Here is a 17,120-nt window from a genome sequence, read left to right on the forward strand (position 1 = left end):
CAAGGAATGGGTGACAAGTGGTTTACGCAGTAGTGCGCGCAAGCGGCCGACAGGAGAAGGTCGAGGTCGGCTCGATCATCACCGTGAATCGTGTGGCAGGTGACGCTGACGGCAAGCTCGAGCTGCCCGCAGTGCTGCTCGTCGACGGCGACACGGTGACCACCGATGCCGCGGCTCTCGCCAAGGTGAAGGTCACCGCCGAGGTCCTCAACGACCTCCGCGGCCCGAAGATCGTGATCCAGAAGTACAAGAACAAGACCGGTTACAAGAGCCGTCAGGGTCACCGTCAGGATCTGACCCGCCTCAAGGTCACCGGCATCAAGTAATTCGCCTTCGCGAAGACAATAAGGAGCACACAGACTCATGGCATCCAAGAAGGGCGTCGGTTCCAGCAAGAACGGACGCGACTCGAACCCCCAGTACCTCGGTGTGAAGCGCTTCGGCGGCCAGCAGGTCAACGCCGGCGAGATCATCGTTCGTCAGCGCGGCACCAAGTTCCACCCCGGCGTCAACGTCGGCCGTGGTAAGGACGACACGCTGTTCGCGCTTGCCGCGGGCGAGGTCGCATTCGGCGCGAAGGGCGGCCGCAAGGTCGTCAACATCGTAGCCGCTGCCTAAGAGCGGGCGACTACGGCGAGGCGGGCTTCGGCTCGCCTTTTGCCGTATCTAGGGAAGGAAAACGGGCATGGTGACATTCGTCGATCGTGTGCAGCTGCGTCTCCAGGCGGGTCGCGGCGGAGACGGCTGCGTCTCGGTGCGCCGCGAGAAGTTCAAGCCCCTCGCGGGCCCCGACGGCGGCGCCGGTGGGCACGGCGGCGACATCGTCATCCTCGCCGACCCCCAGGTCACCACGCTGCTCGAATACCATCGCCGACCGCATCTGAACGCCGAGAACGGCGGGTACGGCGCGGGCGACTACCGCTCGGGCACGAACGGCGCCGAACTCGTAGTGCCGGTGCCGGTCGGCACCGTGGTCAAGGACGAGGCGGGCGAGATCATCGCCGACCTCGCGGAGGCCGGCATGCGCCACCTCGCGGCGCAGGGCGGCCTCGGCGGCCTCGGCAACCATGCCCTCGCGAGCCCCAAGCGCAAGGCGCCGGGCTTCGCTCTGCTCGGTACCTCGGGCAAGCAGGCGCGCGTCACGCTCGAACTGAAATCGATCGCCGACGTCGCGCTCGTCGGCTACCCCTCGGCCGGCAAATCGAGCCTCATCGCGGCGATGAGCGCGGCCAAGCCGAAGATCGCCGACTACCCGTTCACGACGCTGCACCCGAACCTCGGAGTCGTGCAGTCGGGCGAATCGCGGTACACGATCGCCGATGTGCCCGGCCTCATCGAAGGCGCGAGCGACGGCAAGGGCCTCGGACTCGACTTCCTCCGTCACGTCGAGCGCTGCAGCGCCCTGCTGCACGTGCTCGACTGCGCGACGCTCGAGCCCGGCCGCGACCCGGTCTCGGACCTCGAGGTCATCAAGGCCGAGCTGGCCGCCTATCCGGTGCCCGAGGGGCAGGTTCCGCTGCTCGGACGCCCGCAGCTGGTCGCCCTCAACAAGGTCGACGTGCCCGAGGCGCGCGAGCTCGCGGAGTTCGTGCGGCCCGAGCTCGAGGCCCAGGGGTACCGGGTGTTCGAGATCTCCACCGTGTCGCACAGCGGTCTGCGCGAGCTCGGATTTGCGCTCGGCGCGCTGGTCGATGAAGCGCGCGCGGTGCGCGCAGCCGAGGAGCGCGAGCCCGAACGCATCGTGCTGAAGCCGCGCGCTGTCAACGAGAGCGGTTTCCGCGTGCTCACCGAGGGCGGCACCTACGGCACCCTCTACCGCGTGCTCGGGGAGAAGCCCGAACGCTGGGTCGAGCAGACCGACTTCCAGAACGACGAAGCGGTCGGCTACCTCGCCGACCGGCTGCAGAAGATCGGCATCGACTCCGCCCTCATCAAGGCAGGCGCGGTGTCGGGCTCGACCGTCGTGATCGGCCCGGGGTCGGGAGTCGTCTTCGATTGGGAGCCCACGCTGACGAGCGCCGCAGAGGTGCAGATCGGCGCGCGCGGCACGGATGCCCGCATCGATGCCTCCGATCGCCGCACCAACAAGGAGCGGCGCACCGAGTACCGCGACCGTATGGATGCGAAGGCCGAGGCCCGCGCCGAGCTGGAGCGCGAGCGAGAGGCCGGGCTCTGGAGCGAGGAATCGTGAGCCGGTCTGATCTGCTCTCCGCCGATCGGATCGTCGTCAAGGTCGGCTCGTCATCGGTCAGCGGCGAGAACGCGTCGCAGATTCCGGCGCTCGTCGACTCATTGGCGAAGCTGCACCAGGCGGGCGTCGAGGTGATCCTCGTCTCGAGCGGCGCGATCGCCACCGGCGTGCCCTTCCTCGAGCTCGCCGAACGCCCCGATGACCTCGCGACGCAGCAGGCCGCTGCGGCCGTCGGTCAGAACATCCTCGTGAACCGGTACCAGCGCGCGCTCAGCGCGCACGATATCATCGCCGGGCAGGTGCTGCTGACCGCGCACGACATGGAGAACCCGACGCACCGGGGCAATGCGAAGCGGGCGCTCGAGCGTCTGCTGCAGCTCGGCACGCTGCCGATCATCAACGAGAACGACACGGTGGCGACCCACGAGATCCGTTTCGGCGACAACGACCGGCTGGCGGCGCTCGTCGCTCGCCTCGTGTCCGCAGACCGACTCGTGCTGCTCTCGGACGTCGACTCGCTGTACACCGCGCCGCCTGCGATGGCCGGCGCGAAGCGCATTCCCCACGTGCCCTACGGCGACCGCCTCGAGGGCATCGAGATCGGCGAAGCGCAGTCGGGCTGGGGCACCGGCGGCGCCATGACCAAGGTCGCGGCCGCGCGGCTCGCCGCCGATGCGGGCGCTTCGGTGCTGCTCACCGAGACGAAGCTCTTCGCCCGGGTGATCGCGGGCGAAGACTACGGCACCCGCTTCGATGGGGCGCCTGCGAGACAGTAGTCTGGAGGGTATGACTCACGCCGATCCCTTCCTCGCCAAGCTCGAGCTCGCCCGCGGTGCCGCCAAGCAGCTCGCGACCGTCACGACGCTGCAGAAGAATGCGGCGCTCGAGGCCATCGCCCGGTCCCTCGAGGGCAGCATCGCCGAGGTCGTCGAGGCGAACGCTCTCGACCTCGCAGCGGGGCGCGAGAACGGCATCGGCGAGGGCCTGCTCGACCGTCTGCGCCTCGACGAGCCGCGCCTGCGCGCACTGGCCGCTGCCGTGCGCGACGTGATCGCCCTGCCCGACCCGGTCGGCCAGATCGTGCGCGGCAGTACGCTCGCCAACGGCATCGCCATCACCCAGGTGCGAGTGCCGTTCGGCGTGATCGGCGCGATCTACGAGGCCCGACCCAATGTGACGGTCGATATCGCGGCGCTCGCGCTGAAGAGCGGCAACGGCGTCGTGCTGCGCGGCGGCAGCGCCGCCGAGAACTCGAACCGCGCGCTCGTCGGCATCATCCAGGCCGCGATCTCGAGCACCGGGCTCGACGGCGACGCGGTGCAGACCATCGACGAGTTCGGCCGCGAGGGCGCCGGTCGCCTCATGCGGGCGCGCGGCTACGTCGACGTGCTGATCCCGCGGGGGAGCGCCGGGTTGATCTCGACCGTCGTCAACGAATCGACGGTGCCCGTCATCGAGACCGGTTCGGGTATCGTGCACGTGTTCGTCGACGCCACCGCCGATGAGGAGATGGCCGCTTCCATCGTCAAGAATGCGAAGACGCACCGCCCGAGCGTCTGCAACGCCGCTGAGACCCTGCTGGTGCATCGCGACGCCGTCGAACGGCTGCTGCCCCGCCTCGCGGGTGAGCTGATCGAGGCCGGCGTCGACCTGAGCGGCGACGATACGGCTCGCGCGACTGCCGCGGGTATCGCCGCCGCCGACGACGAGACCTGGGCGACCGAGCACCTCGCCCTCGAGATGGGCGTGCGCATCGTCGACTCGCTCGATGAGGCGCTCGCCCACATCGAACGCTATTCGACCCGTCACACTGAGGCGATCGTGACCGAGGATTACGCGAACGCCGAGCGCTTCCTCGCCGAAGTCGATTCGGCAGTGGTGATGGTGAACGCGTCGACGCGCTTCACCGACGGCGGGGAGTTCGGTTTCGGTGCAGAAGTCGGTATTTCCACGCAGAAGCTCCACGCGCGAGGCCCGATGGGCCTATCCGAGCTCACGAGCACGAAATGGCTCGTGCGCGGTTCGGGTCAGATCCGATAGCCCGAACCGGTAGACTGTCAAGGTCGATTCCGTTTCACTTGTGATGACAGGGGTTTCAATGTCACTTCTCGCCACGTTCGCAGCAGCCGAGGGCGCCGCGCATGTCGTCAACGAGCTTCCCATTCCGGCGATCGCCTACGGCATCATCGTCTTCTCGATCTTCGTGGTGCTCGCCATCGTCACCTTCTCGTTCCACGACGTGGCGAACCGCCACGCGGCCAAGGCCGCGGCCTACGCCCGCGACCACGGCGTCACCGATCCGCACGGCACTGACGGCAAGCACGAGTAACCCCCGGTGAGCGGCAAGCGGCGCGTGGGGGTGATGGGCGGCACCTTCGATCCGATCCATCATGGCCACCTCGTCGCGGCGAGCGAAGTCGCGCAGAGCTTCGACCTCGACGAGGTCGTCTTCGTGCCGACGGGTCGCCCCTGGCAGAAGACGAATGTCTCGGAGAGCGAGCATCGCTACCTGATGACGGTCATCGCGACCGCATCAAACCCCCGTTTCACGGTGAGTCGGGTGGATGTCGATCGCGAAGGCTCGACCTACACGGTCGACACGCTGCTCGATCTGCGCAAGCAGATGCCCGACGCCGAGCTGTTCTTCATCTCGGGCGCCGACGCAGTCGAACAGATCTTCAGCTGGAAAGACGTCGACCGACTCTGGGAGATGGCTCATTTCATCGCCGTCTCACGGCCCGGGCACGAGCTCTCGCTTTCGGGTTTGTCAGGCGAACACGTAAGCTTGTTGGAGGTTCCCGCTCTTGCGATCTCGTCAACGGATTGCCGGGCGCGGGTAGCTCGAGGATATCCGGTGTGGTACCTGGTGCCCGATGGCGTCGTTCAATACATTGCGAAGCACGGCCTGTACAGCACTGAGGAAGTGACGAAAGATGAGTGAGCACGACGACCAGCCCCCGATGACCCGACGGGAGCGCAGACTGCGCGAACTCGCGGAGACGGGCGCGCTCGACCTTTCAGAGGCGCTGCAGCAGGCGAAGGAGCCCGTGGCAGCAGCCGAAAGCGCCGCACCCGCCCCCGAAGCCAACGGGTCGATCGAGATCTCGCCGTTCAACGAGGATGGTACGCCGCGCAGCCGACGCGAGATGCGGCAATTGCGCGAGGCCGCCCTCGCGGAACAGGCCGATTCGGGCGACGCCTCCTCTGGTGCCGACCCCGCTACCGGGCCTGAGGCCGCTGCAGAGCCCCAGGCATCCGCCGAGCCCGGTGCAGACGCGGCAGAACCAGAACCGGTCGAACCCGAGGCGGCAGAGCCGGTCGAACCCGAGGGCGTCGAGGCCGAGGAAGTCGGTGTCGAGCCCGACGCAGCGATCACGGGCGAGGATACGGAGAACGCGATTCTCGGCGGCATCTTCGAGACCTCCAAGAATGCTTCCGATGCGCCCGAGACGTCGGCGCTCGACTTCGACTCGCTGATGGCGCCGCCGACGGCTCCCTTCTCGGTGGAAGATCTGCGCGAAGCCGAGCGAGGTCCGAGCAATGAGGCCGCCGACATCTTCACCGACGCTGTCGATGGGGCGGACGTCGATGAGGCCCCCGAGACGTTCGAGGCTCCCGAGGCCGATCTCCCCTCGGGCCCGGATGCCGAGCCCGAGGTCGAGGCTGTCGCCGAGCCGGTGAAGCCGAAGCGCCGGTTCCCCTGGGGCCGCAGCAAGACCGAGGCCGCCGAGCCGAGCGACTCTGCGGAGGTGGCCGCCGAAACGAGCGAGCCCGAGGCCGACGCAGCGGTGTCTCCCGAGGAGCAGCCCGAAGCCGAGGCGGCGCCCGTAGAGCCCGCTTCCGAACCCGAAGACGTGCTGCCGGTTCCCGGTCCGCGACGCGGGGGCGCTCAGCCGAAGCCCGCGCCCGTCTCCGAGACGCCGGAGCCCGTGCAGGCATCGGAGTCGCAGAAGTACTCGTTCCCCGACATCCAGCCTCCCGAGGAGTGGCGCTCGGTCTTCGACGACCCGGCATCGCGCACCGTCGGCGGCCAGGGGGCGAGCGAGAAGGGCGATTTCGACGATCTGATCTCGCGTGCCGTGGCCCAGGAGGGTGCCACCGGTTCGTCGAACACGTCGGCGCTGATCCTGCCCTCGATGCCCGATGACACCGGCGGTCTCACCGGCCCGCTCGGAGCGACCGGCGAGCTCTACATCACCGGGTCGATCGAACTGCCGCGCTCGCTCGGCGAGACCGGCGGCCACTCGTCGATCCACGATTCGCTGCAGATGCAGCCGATCAGCATGCCCGAAGCCGGCGAAACCGCTCAGACCACCGAAGCAGGCCCCACCCCGGTCTCCGCGAAGCACGCGGTGAGCGCGCGCATGCCCTCCGGCATGCCGGTCGTCGCGAAGCCGACCAAGGAGAAGAGCAAGCTGCCTCTGGTGCTCGGCATCTCGGGCGGCGGTCTGCTCGTCGTCATCGTCGGCCTCGGCGTCTGGGGTGCGACGAGCGGCATGTTCTCGGGCTGAACCGCTTTCAACACCGATCTCGATATACAGGAATGGGAACGACACTGGACACTCAGGTAGACCAGATGCGTGAAGTGCTCGCACACCTCGAACTGGCAGTGCGCGCCGCGGATGACAAGGGTGCGACAGCACCGGTGGCGCTGGAGGTCGGTGAGCAGTTCGGCTTCGCCGATGCCTTCCTCATCCTCACCGGTTCCGTCGAACGCAATGTGCAGGCGATCTCCGATGCGATCGAAGAAGCCCTGAATGCGGCCGGCGTGCGCACGCTGCGCCGCGAGGGCCGCGAGAGCGGCCGTTGGGTGCTGCTCGACTTCGGCGATATCGTCGTGCACGTCTTCCATCAGGAGGAGCGGGGCTTCTACCAGCTCGAGAAGCTGTGGAGCGACTGCCCGGTCGTCGACCTGGCTCCGATGCTCGAAGCCGCGGCTCCCGACTCCGCGTTCGACGATCGATCGTAGCCGTCTTCCGGCTGATGCGCCCGCGCCCCGGGCCGTGACACGCGCGGGGGAAGCGGTTCGGGTCGTCGATTTGGACTTCGAGGGCCCGGCCGGTGTAGAGTAGAGGAGTTGTCGGGGGAGCATTCCTCCGACTTCAACGGGTCTGTGGCGCAGTTGGTAGCGCACCTGCATGGCATGCAGGGGGTCAGGGGTTCGAATCCCCTCAGATCCACCCAAAGTGTCTTACGGGAACACGCGACATCGAAAGATGTGGTGTGTTCCCGTAAGGGTTCCTCTCCCTCGTCGCTGGGGGTCTTGCTCTCGCGGATGATGGTGGCGAACGGCTCGGCCAGGCGCGGACGTAGTTGCTCGTCATCGGTGATGTCGAGGCGGGTGTAGAACGCCTGGTTCGCCAGCCGCCGGTCGGCATCACCTGAACGAGCGTAGGCACGGTGCGCGTCGGTGAGCAGCCGCAGCGAGTCGTGCAGGAACGCGCGTCCGCCGGTGTGGTGCTCATCGTGCTCGGCAAGGCGCTGGTTCACGTCGGACAGGCCCGCCCGGATGCGGTCTTGATGCCGCTTCAAGGTCGGCAGGTCAATCGCGTCGGCGAAGTGCGCGGCCAGCAGCTTGTCGCTCTCCGACTCCAACTTGGCCCGGTTCGCCATGAGGTCGGCGATCTCCTGGTCGTGGCCCGCCATGCGCTTGTCGAACGCCGCGTCCACCCGCTTGGCGAGGTCGCGGTAGGTGTCGTCGCTGATCGTGATGGAGGCGTAGGAGTCCGCGACGAGACGTTCCGCGACCGCGACCGGAACCGCCCGCCTCGTGCAGCTCGTCTTCTTGGCGGCGCGGCCGGAGCAGACGAAGTAGGCGTAGGTGGTGCCGCGCGGGTTGGTGGCGAAGTCGAGGAGCATCCGCGACCCGCAGGTGCCGCAGTACAACAGGCCTTTGAGGTGATGGGCGTGCTGCACATGCCGGGTCTGCTTCGCGGTCCGCGCTTTCAGTAGCGACTGCACCTGATCGAACAGCGCCGCTTCCACGATGGGCTCGTGCGCACCGGGATACAGGGCGCCCTTGTACCGGATCAGCCCGGCGTAGTACGGGTTCGTCAGCAGCTTGTAGAGCGTGTTCTTCCCCAGCGGCTTGCTCGGGCGCTTCGGCGTCGGCACCGTGACCAAGCCGCGTGCGGTGAGGTCGCGCAGCAGCCCGGTCACCGAGGTCTCACCCTCGGCATAATGCTCGAACGCCCACCGGATCAGCGGCGCACGCTCGGGGTCGACCTCAACGGTTCTGATTTCGCGGCCGTTCTCATCCGTCTTGCGGACGTTGAGGTAACCGATGGGGGCGCGCATCGGGGTGCCGCCCTGGGCGATCTTCTGCGATAGGCCCTTGGACACTTCGGTGGCGAGGTTGCGGCTGTAGAACTCCGCGATGGACGACATGATGCCGTGCACGAGCATCCCCGAGGGCGTCTGGTCGATCGACTCCGTAGCCGACACCAATGTCACGCCCGCAGACAGCAGTGCTTGGTGGATGGTCACGTCGTCGGCGCGGTTGCGGGCGAGCCGGTCGAGCTTGTGCACGATGCAGAACTGCACCCGAGACGCAGCGATGAACGCCAGCATCTCTTTCAGGCCGTCACGATCCGCCGAGCGTGCCGACTCGCCTGCGTCCACGAACTCGTGCACGATCCGCGCCCCGAGTTCGTCGGCCTTGCGCTGGTTGGCCTCACGCTGGGCGGGGATCGAGAACCCCTCGTCAGTGCCGCCACGCTCGGCCTGCTCGCGCGTGGAGACACGTAGATAGGACACGGCCAGCAGCACCGGCTTGTCGCCTGTCCAGCCGTCGGTGACGCCTGCCGGGGCGAGGGCGGGAGCGGTGATGGTGCTCATGCGGTGCTCCTTCGTTGGTGCGGTTGCTCTGCTTCTACTCTGCCTCGTTCGTCTGACACCGGCCCGAGTCCATCAGGTGCCGGGAGGTCGTAGGGGTCGGGTTCCCCGGCGCGGTGCGCGTCGTAGCGGGCCTGGGTGATGTTCAGCACCCACTCCACCAATTTGCGCATGTCTGGTTCCTCCCGTCGCTCCGCCCGCAGTCGCAACTGAGGTGGATCGTTGCCCTTGCCTGTTCCGAGCGCACCCCTGCTCTGCGCCGCGCGTCGCGGCGACTCATCACTCGTGCGTCGGGGCCGGTCGCTCATCTCTATCTCACGTCGTGGCAGATACGTGAGTTATAGAGTAGCACACACATGGCGTAGCGGCCATTGCATGAGGTCATGTAGGATTGGGAGCATGATCGAGGACTTGGAAAGTGTGCCGCTGCTGGTCGCGGCGGACTTGCCTGCGGGCTGGCAGATGCCCGACGCCTCGCCCATCGACCCCGAACGCGACAGCCCCGCGATCGACGCGGCACTCAGGTATGAGCAGTGGGTCGATCCCGCGCCGGGGCTGGATCGCAGGCTGAACTCCAGCCACAACAACACCGACTCCGGGCGCTGGTTCCTCATCCAGCACACCGAGTCGTCCACTCGTGTGCTGCTGCGCCTGCAACGCCAATACCTGCTGGACGAGGAACCCAAGGGCGAGGTGCGGATCACCGGGATCGTCTACCTGCCCGAGTGGGCAGGCGATCCCGTGGCGAGCCCGATGCTCCGCAACCTGCCCACGTCGCGGATCGAGGCGGCGATCAACCGCCGCCAGTTCGCCGTCACCGGAGCCAGCCGGTTCGAGGGCGGCACCATGACCATGCCGTCGGGTCGCGTCCTCCGCTCGGCGGATGTGATGAAGCCGTTGGGGAACCCGAAGCGCACCCCGGACTTCTACGAGGTCGTTGCCCTCCAGCACACCCGCCTCGTAGACGACGGCGAACCGAACCCGACCGCGAGAATGGCCGAGCTCAGCCGCGTGCCGCTCTCGACCGCGCAGGGCTGGGTCGCCCGCGCCCGCCGCAAAGGACTGCTCCCACCCGGACGCCGAGGCCGCGCCGGATAAGGCCCGCATGACGAGCTGGGCGGTTGACGACGCGGGCGTGGTGCGCCTGCCGGACGGTCGTCTGATCCGTGGCACAGGTGCGCGTCGGCCTCGCGGTCAGGCCCCGGCCCCTGAGTTCGCCGTCTACCTCCTGGGCCGCGACCCTCGCGTGGCCGACTGGCCCTACCGCTGGGTCAGGTGGCCCGACTTCCGCCTGCCTGCCTCCACCGAGGACGCCGTAGACGCGCTCAGGGAAGCTCACACGCGGGCCGCGTCCGAGCGAGTCGAGATTGCCTGCGGCGGCGGGATCGGCAGAACCGGAACCGCCCTCGCGGTGCTCGCCGTGATGAGCGGCGTTCCAGCCGACACCGCCGTGGAGTGGGTGCGAACGAACTACCACCCCCGAGCCGTCGAGACACGCCGCCAACGCGCCTGGATCGCCACCGTCGCATCCTCCCTCTCCTGACACCAAGCCCCCGCCCCTCGCCGCACTCGCGAGCGCACCCGCTCGCCACACCCCCCAGCGCTCCCAATCGCTCGCCACACCCTCCCGGTTCTCGCCCTTATCTCAGTGAATGAACGTAATCTAAGTGACGTAGTTGCTGATACGCTAGATGGTGAGTGGGGCAGACGCAAGGGTGGTGGTCGAGATGCAGGGCGGCGTGATCCCGTTCCGGGGCACCGGAGCCGACGCGCTGCGCTACGTCGAGGCCGACTGTTCCCGCGCTGACGACTACTACCTGGGCGCGGAAGCGACCGTCGCGCAGTTCGCGGCACTCGACGGATCGGGCGAGGTGACCGCTGAGCTGGCGCTTGATCCTGTGGGGTATGCGAGGTGGGTGGACTGGGAGAACCCGCTCACGGGCGAGTCGATGGGCAAACCGCGCCGGGCGGGGTCGGATCGGCGAGGCTCGCCCCGGTTCATGGAGATGGTCATCAACACGCCCAAGAGCTTGTCGATCGCCGCCGCCCTGCACCCCGAGGTCTCGGAGGTGCTGGATGCGGCGCAACAGGATGCCCTCAGCGAGATTCGGCGCTGGCTCGCCCAGCACTCCGTGACTCGTGTCGGGCCGTTGGGGGCGCAGGAGGTCGTACCCATCGAGAGCATGCAGGTCGTGGGCATCACGCACCGCACGTCGCGGGCGGGTGATCCGCACCGGCATATTCATATGCAGATCGGCATGAGAGTGTGGGCGGCGGGCAAGTGGCGGGGCTTGAACGGCGCTGCGCTGTTCAAGCAGCAGGGCGCGATCCGCGCCCTCGGCACCGCCGTGATCGCCGCCCACCCCGACCTCGCCGCCGTGCTCGACCGGCACGGCCTGACCCTCGACCCCGCCACCGGCGAAGTCGCCGAGTTGGAGCCGTTCAACGCGCTCATGTCGAAGCGGGGCGAGCAGGTGCGCAAGAATCTCGAACGCTTCGAATCCGAATGGGATCAAGCGCACCCCGGCGAGATGATCGGGCCGGTCGTCGCCTCCCGCCTGCGCGCCGAGGCGTGGGCGTATGAGCGACCCGCGAAGAAGCCCACCACCCTGCGGGAGGAAGCCGCATGGGTGACCGAGCTGCGCGAAGCCGGATACGACCCCGAACGGGTCGAACGCAAGACTGCGCAACCCCCAGTGCTGCTTGAAGACCTCAGCATGCAACAGGTCGCGTCGCGGGCGCTGGATCGGTGCGCCGCTAGTGCGTCGGCATGGACGCCGCACACTGTGGAGGAACATGTCACCCGGATCACGACCGAGGCAGGCGTGCAGGCCACACCGCAGGAGTTGCGCGAGTTCGTGAGCCTCGCAACCGATCTTGCGGTATCGGATTGCTTCTCCATCCTGCCGCCTGGCGCAGCTGCACCGGAGTACGTCGCCCACCTGACCAGCGTCGGCGTGGTCGCCGCTGAGACCGCGCTGCGCGACCAGCTCACCGCCGCAACCCTGCGCCGGGAGCCGAAACCAGCGGACGTGACCGAGGCCGCACACACCGCCGGGCTCGATGAGGGGCAGACGGTCGCCGCCGCTGCGGTCGCCTCGAACGATCCGCTGGTGATCGTGGAGGGTGCAGCCGGGGCCGGGAAGACCACGATGCTCGGCGGCGCCATCGAGGTCGCCGCCGAGCAGGGCAGGGCGTCGCGGGTGGTTGCGCCGACGCTGCGGGCGGCGCAGGTCGCGCACGACGAACTCGGCGTACCCGCCACCAGTGTTGCGGCGCTGGTGTATGCGCATGGGTGGCGGTGGAACGCCGACGGCGTATGGACACGCCTCACGCGGGGCGATACCGACCCTGAGACCGGGCGCGCATTCACCGGCCCACCGCGAGAAACGGTGCTGTCGCGGGGTGAGCGGGTGATCGTCGACGAGGCCGGGATGCTCGACCAAGACACCGCCCACGCCCTCCTCACCATCACTGCCGAAGCAAACGCGACGGTTGCGCTCGTCGGCGACCGCGCCCAACTCCCCGCCGTCGGGCGCGGCGGTGTGCTCGACATTGCCGCACAGATCAGGGGCCGTACCTACGATATGAGCGAGCTGCATCGCTTCACCGATGCCCAGTACGCGGCGCTCACGCTGGCGATGCGAGACCGCGAGAACCCCGGCGAGGTGTTCGACCGGCTCGCCGCTATGAAGCTCGTGACGTTGCATGCGGACGACGAGCAGGCCCGCGACCACATCACCGTCAGCGCCCGCGCCCGCGCCCGCGCCCGCGACGGCGACGGCGAGGCGATCACGGTGTCGACCAATGACGAGGCGGCGGCGTTGAATGAGCGCATCCGCGCCGGACGGATCGAGCGTGGCGAGGTCGACGACACGGTGACGGAGACCGGCAGCGACGGGCTGAGCATCGGGGCCGGTGACCTGATCCAGACCCGCAAGAACAACAGTGATCTTGGGGTGGCGAACCGGCAGCAGTGGATCGTGCAGCACGTCGAGAGCGACGGCACGGTCTACGCGCGTGAGGTCGGCAGCGGGCGCAAGAGCCCGCGCACCGTTGCCCTGCCTGCCGAGTATTTGGGTGAGCATGCGCACCTGTCCTACGCCGCCACCGCCTACGGCGTCCAAGGCGCCACCGTCGATGCCTCGCACACGGTGCTGTCGGAGGCGACGAGCGCGGCGGGCGTCTACGTCGGCATGACCCGAGGCCGCAACACGAACCGGCTCCACGTCGTCGCGGAAGACCTCGCGGATGCGCGGGCGCAGTTCATCGACGCGATGGAACGCGACCCCGCAGACCGGGGCCTCGACCACGCCACCCACGCCGCACAAGAAGCCGTGCGCGGCCTCGTCAACGACGGCCCCGTGCGGCTCGTCACCGAAGAACTCGCCCGCCTCGACCACGAAGCCGAACGCGCACAACGGACGGCGGCACGATGGGAGCAGATCGCCGCCAGGCTCGACGCCCAACGCTCCACCCACCGCGCCGAGGACGACGAGAGTGCTGCTGTACTCCGCAAGGCCGAAGAAGTCGCCGAGCAGGTGCGCGCCGAGGCCGCCAGGCCGCTCACCGTCCAAGCCGAGCACGACGGGGCCGCCTACCTCGCCGCCGTGGAGAACGAGGCCGCTACCAGCGCCCGCCTCGCCACCGTGGGCAGGTTCGGCAGGCGCAAAGCCCGTACTGAGCACCGCGCCGCGACCGAACACACGCAGGAGCTGCGTGGACAGGTCAGCAGCGAATGGGGCACCACCCCGACCTACGCCGATTGTCTCCCGGCATGGGCGAGCAGGGCCGCCGAGAAGCGTGCAGAGACCGATCCTCGCGTGGCCGAGGCTGTGCAGACCGTCGCCGCCGCGACTGCCAACCGTGAGGCGATGCGGGAACGCCATGAGCAGGAGCGTCTGGCGTTGCTGGTCAGCGAGTACGGGCCACAGCAGGCCCGCCGCGACCAGCTCGGCATTCGCACCACCAGCCCCCACCGCAAGGCTCGCGACACCAGAAACCGGGGCGCCATGACTCGGGCCGAAGCCGACCAACTCCGTAGCCTGCCCGTGAACGAAGCCGCCGAACGCATCGAAGCCAAGCGCGCCGAGCAGGAGCAAGCGCGGCAGCGAGTCGCAGAGCGGGCACAGCGGCTTCCCGACCCATTCGCGCACGACACCCACCGCAGCGGGCCGCACCGCGAGGGGCCGACACGCAGCCTATAGACCACGGTAGGCAGGCAGGCTGCTCACGGCGCAGTTCCTCGGGTCGGCAAGCACAAGACCAGGAGCGGGGCGGATGATCTACCGCCAGGTAGCGATACGTCCATTCGGGAGATAGCACAATGGGAGAATGTAGAAACAGGCGAAGAGTCATGGCGAAGAGAATCAGAAGACGAGGCAGCGCTTGATCGGCAACGGTCGTAAAGTTGCGGTGTTCAGCGCAGAAGACGCAGTAGCTTTGTCTGCATCGAGTACGGCGTGTCGTGCGCGATGCATGCGCCTGTCACGAAGTCGGGGCCGCTGCACCGCTGGGGAATGCGTTAGTCCTTTCATGCGGAACCTTGGTTCCTCGGGAAACTCTGCTGGTAGAACTGCTGCATTCATGTCACGCGTTGATTCTGACCCCAGCGTGCCCAAACTCGTTGCCACAGGGACTGGGGGCGAGGCTTATCTTGTGGCTCAGCCGTGGTCGCCGGCTTTCTGTGAGTCTTGCCAGTTCCTTCTTTTGCCCTCAGATGGAGCGTATGGTGGGGAACATGTGGACAGTTCTTCTCATCTTGCTTGTGGTATGGGCGGTGCTGTCGATCGTGGGATTCGTGTTCGAGGGCCTGCTCTGGTTGGCCATCATCGGAATCGTGCTCTTCGTCGGCACCCTGATCTTCGGGCTGCTCAGGCAACGCGCGAAGCGCTCGAAAGCATAACCTGCCTCTCCCTCACGTGGCTCAGCGAGGGATGCTCTTCTGCGGCATGTCGTGCGTACCGCACACCCCAGCACTGCTTGCTTGCGCTCAGTCAGTTCACCGGGCAACCCGGACTTGCAACGCACCGGGTCTGATGCCGACATTGACGCGGGTTACGTGGCCGAAGCTGTCTCCGTCGAGTTCGATCAGGTGCGGGGTATCGAACCGTGCCTCGAACTGTCTCCCCCGGACATAGGCAAGCGCGTGAATATCCGGCGCTCGTTCAAGCATGCGCCGGCTGAGCCGGGAGCGCCGTGCGATGCCCTGCAGCGTGAGGCGCGTGCCGATCCGAGCCCACCCGAACCGTCCTTTTGGGCGCATCATGACCACGTCGAGGAATCCGTCATCGATGACCGCGCCGGGGATCAGGAGCATGTTTCCGGTGAGCGTGCCGCAGTTGCCCACGATGACCGTGTGCGCTCGAGTGGATCTGACTCTGTTCTGGTCCACGCGGTAGTCGAGGTGGAAGAGCCTGTTGACGATGACCGATCTGGCGATGGGCGTGACGTACGCGAGCCAGCCGAGGTGCTTCTTCGCGATCGAGCTCGTGTGCTCCGCCATCTCCGCATCCAGGCCGATACCCGCCATGACGACGAAAGCATGCCGTCGTGAAGCGCCGTCAGCATCGTCGAACTCGGCGACCCCGACATCCACGGCTCGCGTCGAGCCCGTGAACGCCGCCTCGATGTTGCCCTCGACATCGCCGAGAGAGATACCGAGGTCGCGCGCCAGTAGGTTCCCCGTACCGGTGGGGATCGGTGCGATGGGAATCCCGGAGCTGTGGACGACGTCTGCGACGGCCCGGACGGTGCCGTCGCCACCGGGCACGATGATGACTGCCGGGTCACCCGCCAGGGCTTGCTCTGCCGCGGCGCGTCCGGAATCCTGTGCGTTGGTCTCGTACCAGCGTGAAGCTGCCCAGCCCAGCGCTCGCTCCTGCATCTCTACTGCAGCACGGACGCGCTCCAGTGGGATCTTCGCCGGGTGATAGACCACGGCGGCATGTGACCGCCTCACCGTCCCGTCTGCGCGAGGAAACTTCACGATGCTGCTGGCATCGTGAAGTGATTGCGCTGTTCGATGAGCGGGCAGGTGAACACGTCGCGTTCCCCGAGCCCGACACGGTTGATGTAGCGCACGACGATGGCGTACGAGGCGAACAATCCCGTCTGCAGATACGGGACATCGTGGGTTCGGCAGTACTCGGCGATGATCGGTGCTGCCTTGCGCAGATGCGGGCGAGGCATTGAGGGAAACAAGTGGTGTTCGATCTGATAGTTCAGGCCACCCATAGCAGTATCGAGAACACGGGTACCGCGGATGTTCCGGCTCATCATCACCTGGCGTCGCAGGAAATCGAGGCTCACGTCTCTCGGCACGACCGGCATCCCCTTATGGTTCGGCGCGAACGAGGCTCCCATATAGAACCCGAACACGCCGAGCTGCACGGCGAGGAACACGAACGCGATTCCCGGCGAGAGCACGATGAACACCAGCATCGGGAACCCGGTCAGCCGGATCAGCAGAAAGAGGATCTCCACCCAGCGCCGCTTCAGCTCACCCCTTGCGAGCACTCGGCGCACCCCGGACGCGTGCAACGACACCCCTTCCAGGAGCAGGATCGGGAAGAAGAACACGCCCTGATGCGCCCGAAGCCATCTCAGCGTCCGGCTTCTCGGAGGCGTTCGACCCGGAGTGACGACAATCACCGGAAGGTCGATGTCAGGGTCGGCACCCAACTTGTTCGGGTTTGCATGGTGGCGCGTGTGCTTATGCTGCCACCACCCGTAGCTCATACCGACCAGCAGGTCGCCGAGGACGATGCTCACCCAATCGTTCCATTTTCCCGATACGAAGATCTGGCGATGCGCCGAATCGTGACCGAGGAACGCGATCTGGGTGAAGAGGATCGCGAGGAGCACCGCTGTGAACAGTTGCCACCAGGTGTCGCCAATCCAGATGAATGCGAGGAGACCCACGGCGAGCAAGAGGGGCAGGCCGATGAGCTTCGTCCAGTAGTACCCGTACCGGCGACGCAGCAACCCCTGTTCTCGGATCGTTTTCGCCAATGTCGTGAACTCGCTCCCGCCCTTGCCATTGACTGGCCGGCTAGTTCGTGGAGTCCGGGTCGAACGATACTCGTTCATGATG

At 67.2% G+C, this 17,120-nt stretch carries 15 protein-coding genes, 1 tRNA gene and 1 pseudogene; 14 read left to right on the forward strand and 3 right to left on the reverse strand.

All coding sequences use genetic code 11. The annotated features are described in order from the left end of the window. The first annotated feature begins 17 nt into the window (after positions 1-17). The 10 genes from rplU (at position 18) to NHL51_RS09365 (ending at position 7,371) form a co-directional block, all read left to right on the forward strand. Positions 18-326: a 50S ribosomal protein L21 gene (gene rplU, locus NHL51_RS09320; protein WP_434143221.1), complete on the forward strand. Its 309-nt coding sequence runs from the start codon at positions 18-20 to the stop codon at positions 324-326. 37 nt (positions 327-363) lie between these two features. Next, positions 364-618: a 50S ribosomal protein L27 gene (rpmA, locus tag NHL51_RS09325; RefSeq protein ID WP_434143222.1), complete on the forward strand. Its 255-nt coding sequence runs from the start codon at positions 364-366 to the stop codon at positions 616-618. 67 nt (positions 619-685) lie between these two features. After that, a complete protein-coding gene (obgE, locus tag NHL51_RS09330) occupies positions 686-2,191 on the forward strand; it encodes a GTPase ObgE (RefSeq protein ID WP_434143224.1) in 1,506 nt (501 codons plus the stop codon). After that, on the forward strand, positions 2,173-2,967 hold the full coding sequence (gene proB, locus NHL51_RS09335; protein WP_434143612.1) for a glutamate 5-kinase: 795 nt from the start codon (positions 2,173-2,175) through the stop codon (positions 2,965-2,967). Before obgE ends, proB begins: the two co-directional genes overlap by 19 nt. 10 nt (positions 2,968-2,977) lie before the next feature. Beyond that, complete coding sequence (locus NHL51_RS09340) at positions 2,978-4,231, forward strand: glutamate-5-semialdehyde dehydrogenase (RefSeq protein ID WP_434143226.1); 1,254 nt, start codon at positions 2,978-2,980, stop codon at positions 4,229-4,231. Positions 4,232-4,289: 58 nt separating this feature from the next. Further along, positions 4,290-4,520 (forward strand): hypothetical protein, encoded by a 231-nt coding sequence (locus tag NHL51_RS09345; protein WP_434143228.1) that lies wholly within the window; start codon positions 4,290-4,292, stop codon positions 4,518-4,520. A gap of 6 nt (positions 4,521-4,526) precedes the next feature. Continuing rightward, the gene (gene nadD / locus NHL51_RS09350) at positions 4,527-5,132 is read left to right on the forward strand and encodes a nicotinate-nucleotide adenylyltransferase (RefSeq protein WP_434143229.1); all 606 of its coding nucleotides are present in this window, start codon (positions 4,527-4,529) and stop codon (positions 5,130-5,132) included. After that, on the forward strand, positions 5,125-6,702 hold the full coding sequence (locus NHL51_RS09355; protein ID WP_434143230.1) for a hypothetical protein: 1,578 nt from the start codon (positions 5,125-5,127) through the stop codon (positions 6,700-6,702). Before nadD ends, NHL51_RS09355 begins: the two co-directional genes overlap by 8 nt. Positions 6,703-6,767: 65 nt before the next feature. Then, on the forward strand, positions 6,768-7,160 hold the full coding sequence (gene rsfS / locus NHL51_RS09360; RefSeq protein WP_434143232.1) for a ribosome silencing factor: 393 nt from the start codon (positions 6,768-6,770) through the stop codon (positions 7,158-7,160). A gap of 138 nt (positions 7,161-7,298) precedes the next feature. Then, positions 7,299-7,371, forward strand: a tRNA-Ala gene (locus NHL51_RS09365). 604 nt (positions 7,372-7,975) lie between these two features. Here the strand turns inward: NHL51_RS09365 and NHL51_RS09370 are convergent. Next, positions 7,976-9,028 (reverse strand): annotated as a pseudogene (locus NHL51_RS09370) (recombinase family protein); the annotation flags it as partial. Positions 9,029-9,424: 396 nt separating this feature from the next. Between NHL51_RS09370 and NHL51_RS09375 the strand changes: the two are divergent. The 4 genes from NHL51_RS09375 (at position 9,425) to NHL51_RS09390 (ending at position 14,930) form a co-directional block, all read left to right on the forward strand. After that, a complete protein-coding gene (locus NHL51_RS09375; RefSeq protein WP_179516055.1) occupies positions 9,425-10,123 on the forward strand; it encodes a hypothetical protein in 699 nt (232 codons plus the stop codon). A 7-nt stretch (positions 10,124-10,130) separates the two neighbouring features. After that, on the forward strand, positions 10,131-10,568 hold the full coding sequence (locus tag NHL51_RS09380) for a protein-tyrosine phosphatase family protein (protein WP_312677693.1): 438 nt from the start codon (positions 10,131-10,133) through the stop codon (positions 10,566-10,568). Positions 10,569-10,752: 184 nt separating this feature from the next. Then, positions 10,753-14,232: a MobF family relaxase gene (mobF, locus tag NHL51_RS09385; protein WP_434143614.1), complete on the forward strand. Its 3,480-nt coding sequence runs from the start codon at positions 10,753-10,755 to the stop codon at positions 14,230-14,232. A 533-nt stretch (positions 14,233-14,765) separates the two neighbouring features. Continuing rightward, positions 14,766-14,930 carry a hypothetical protein gene (locus NHL51_RS09390; protein ID WP_172952688.1) on the forward strand — a complete coding sequence of 55 codons (165 nt, stop codon included), beginning with the start codon at positions 14,766-14,768 and terminating at the stop codon, positions 14,928-14,930. Positions 14,931-15,026: 96 nt separating this feature from the next. On the opposite strand, the gene NHL51_RS09395 is transcribed toward NHL51_RS09390, so the two are convergent. Both NHL51_RS09395 and NHL51_RS09400 read right to left on the reverse strand, forming a co-directional pair. Then, complete coding sequence (locus tag NHL51_RS09395) at positions 15,027-15,965, reverse strand: diacylglycerol/lipid kinase family protein (protein ID WP_308472274.1); 939 nt, start codon at positions 15,963-15,965, stop codon at positions 15,027-15,029. A 44-nt stretch (positions 15,966-16,009) separates the two neighbouring features. Continuing rightward, positions 16,010-17,116: a fatty acid desaturase family protein gene (locus tag NHL51_RS09400; protein ID WP_179516057.1), complete on the reverse strand. Its 1,107-nt coding sequence runs from the start codon at positions 17,114-17,116 to the stop codon at positions 16,010-16,012. Positions 17,117-17,120: the final 4 nt, after the last annotated feature.

The sequence above is a fragment of the Leucobacter sp. gxy201 genome, assembly GCF_051043335.1.
GTDB lineage: Bacteria > Actinomycetota > Actinomycetes > Actinomycetales > Microbacteriaceae > Leucobacter.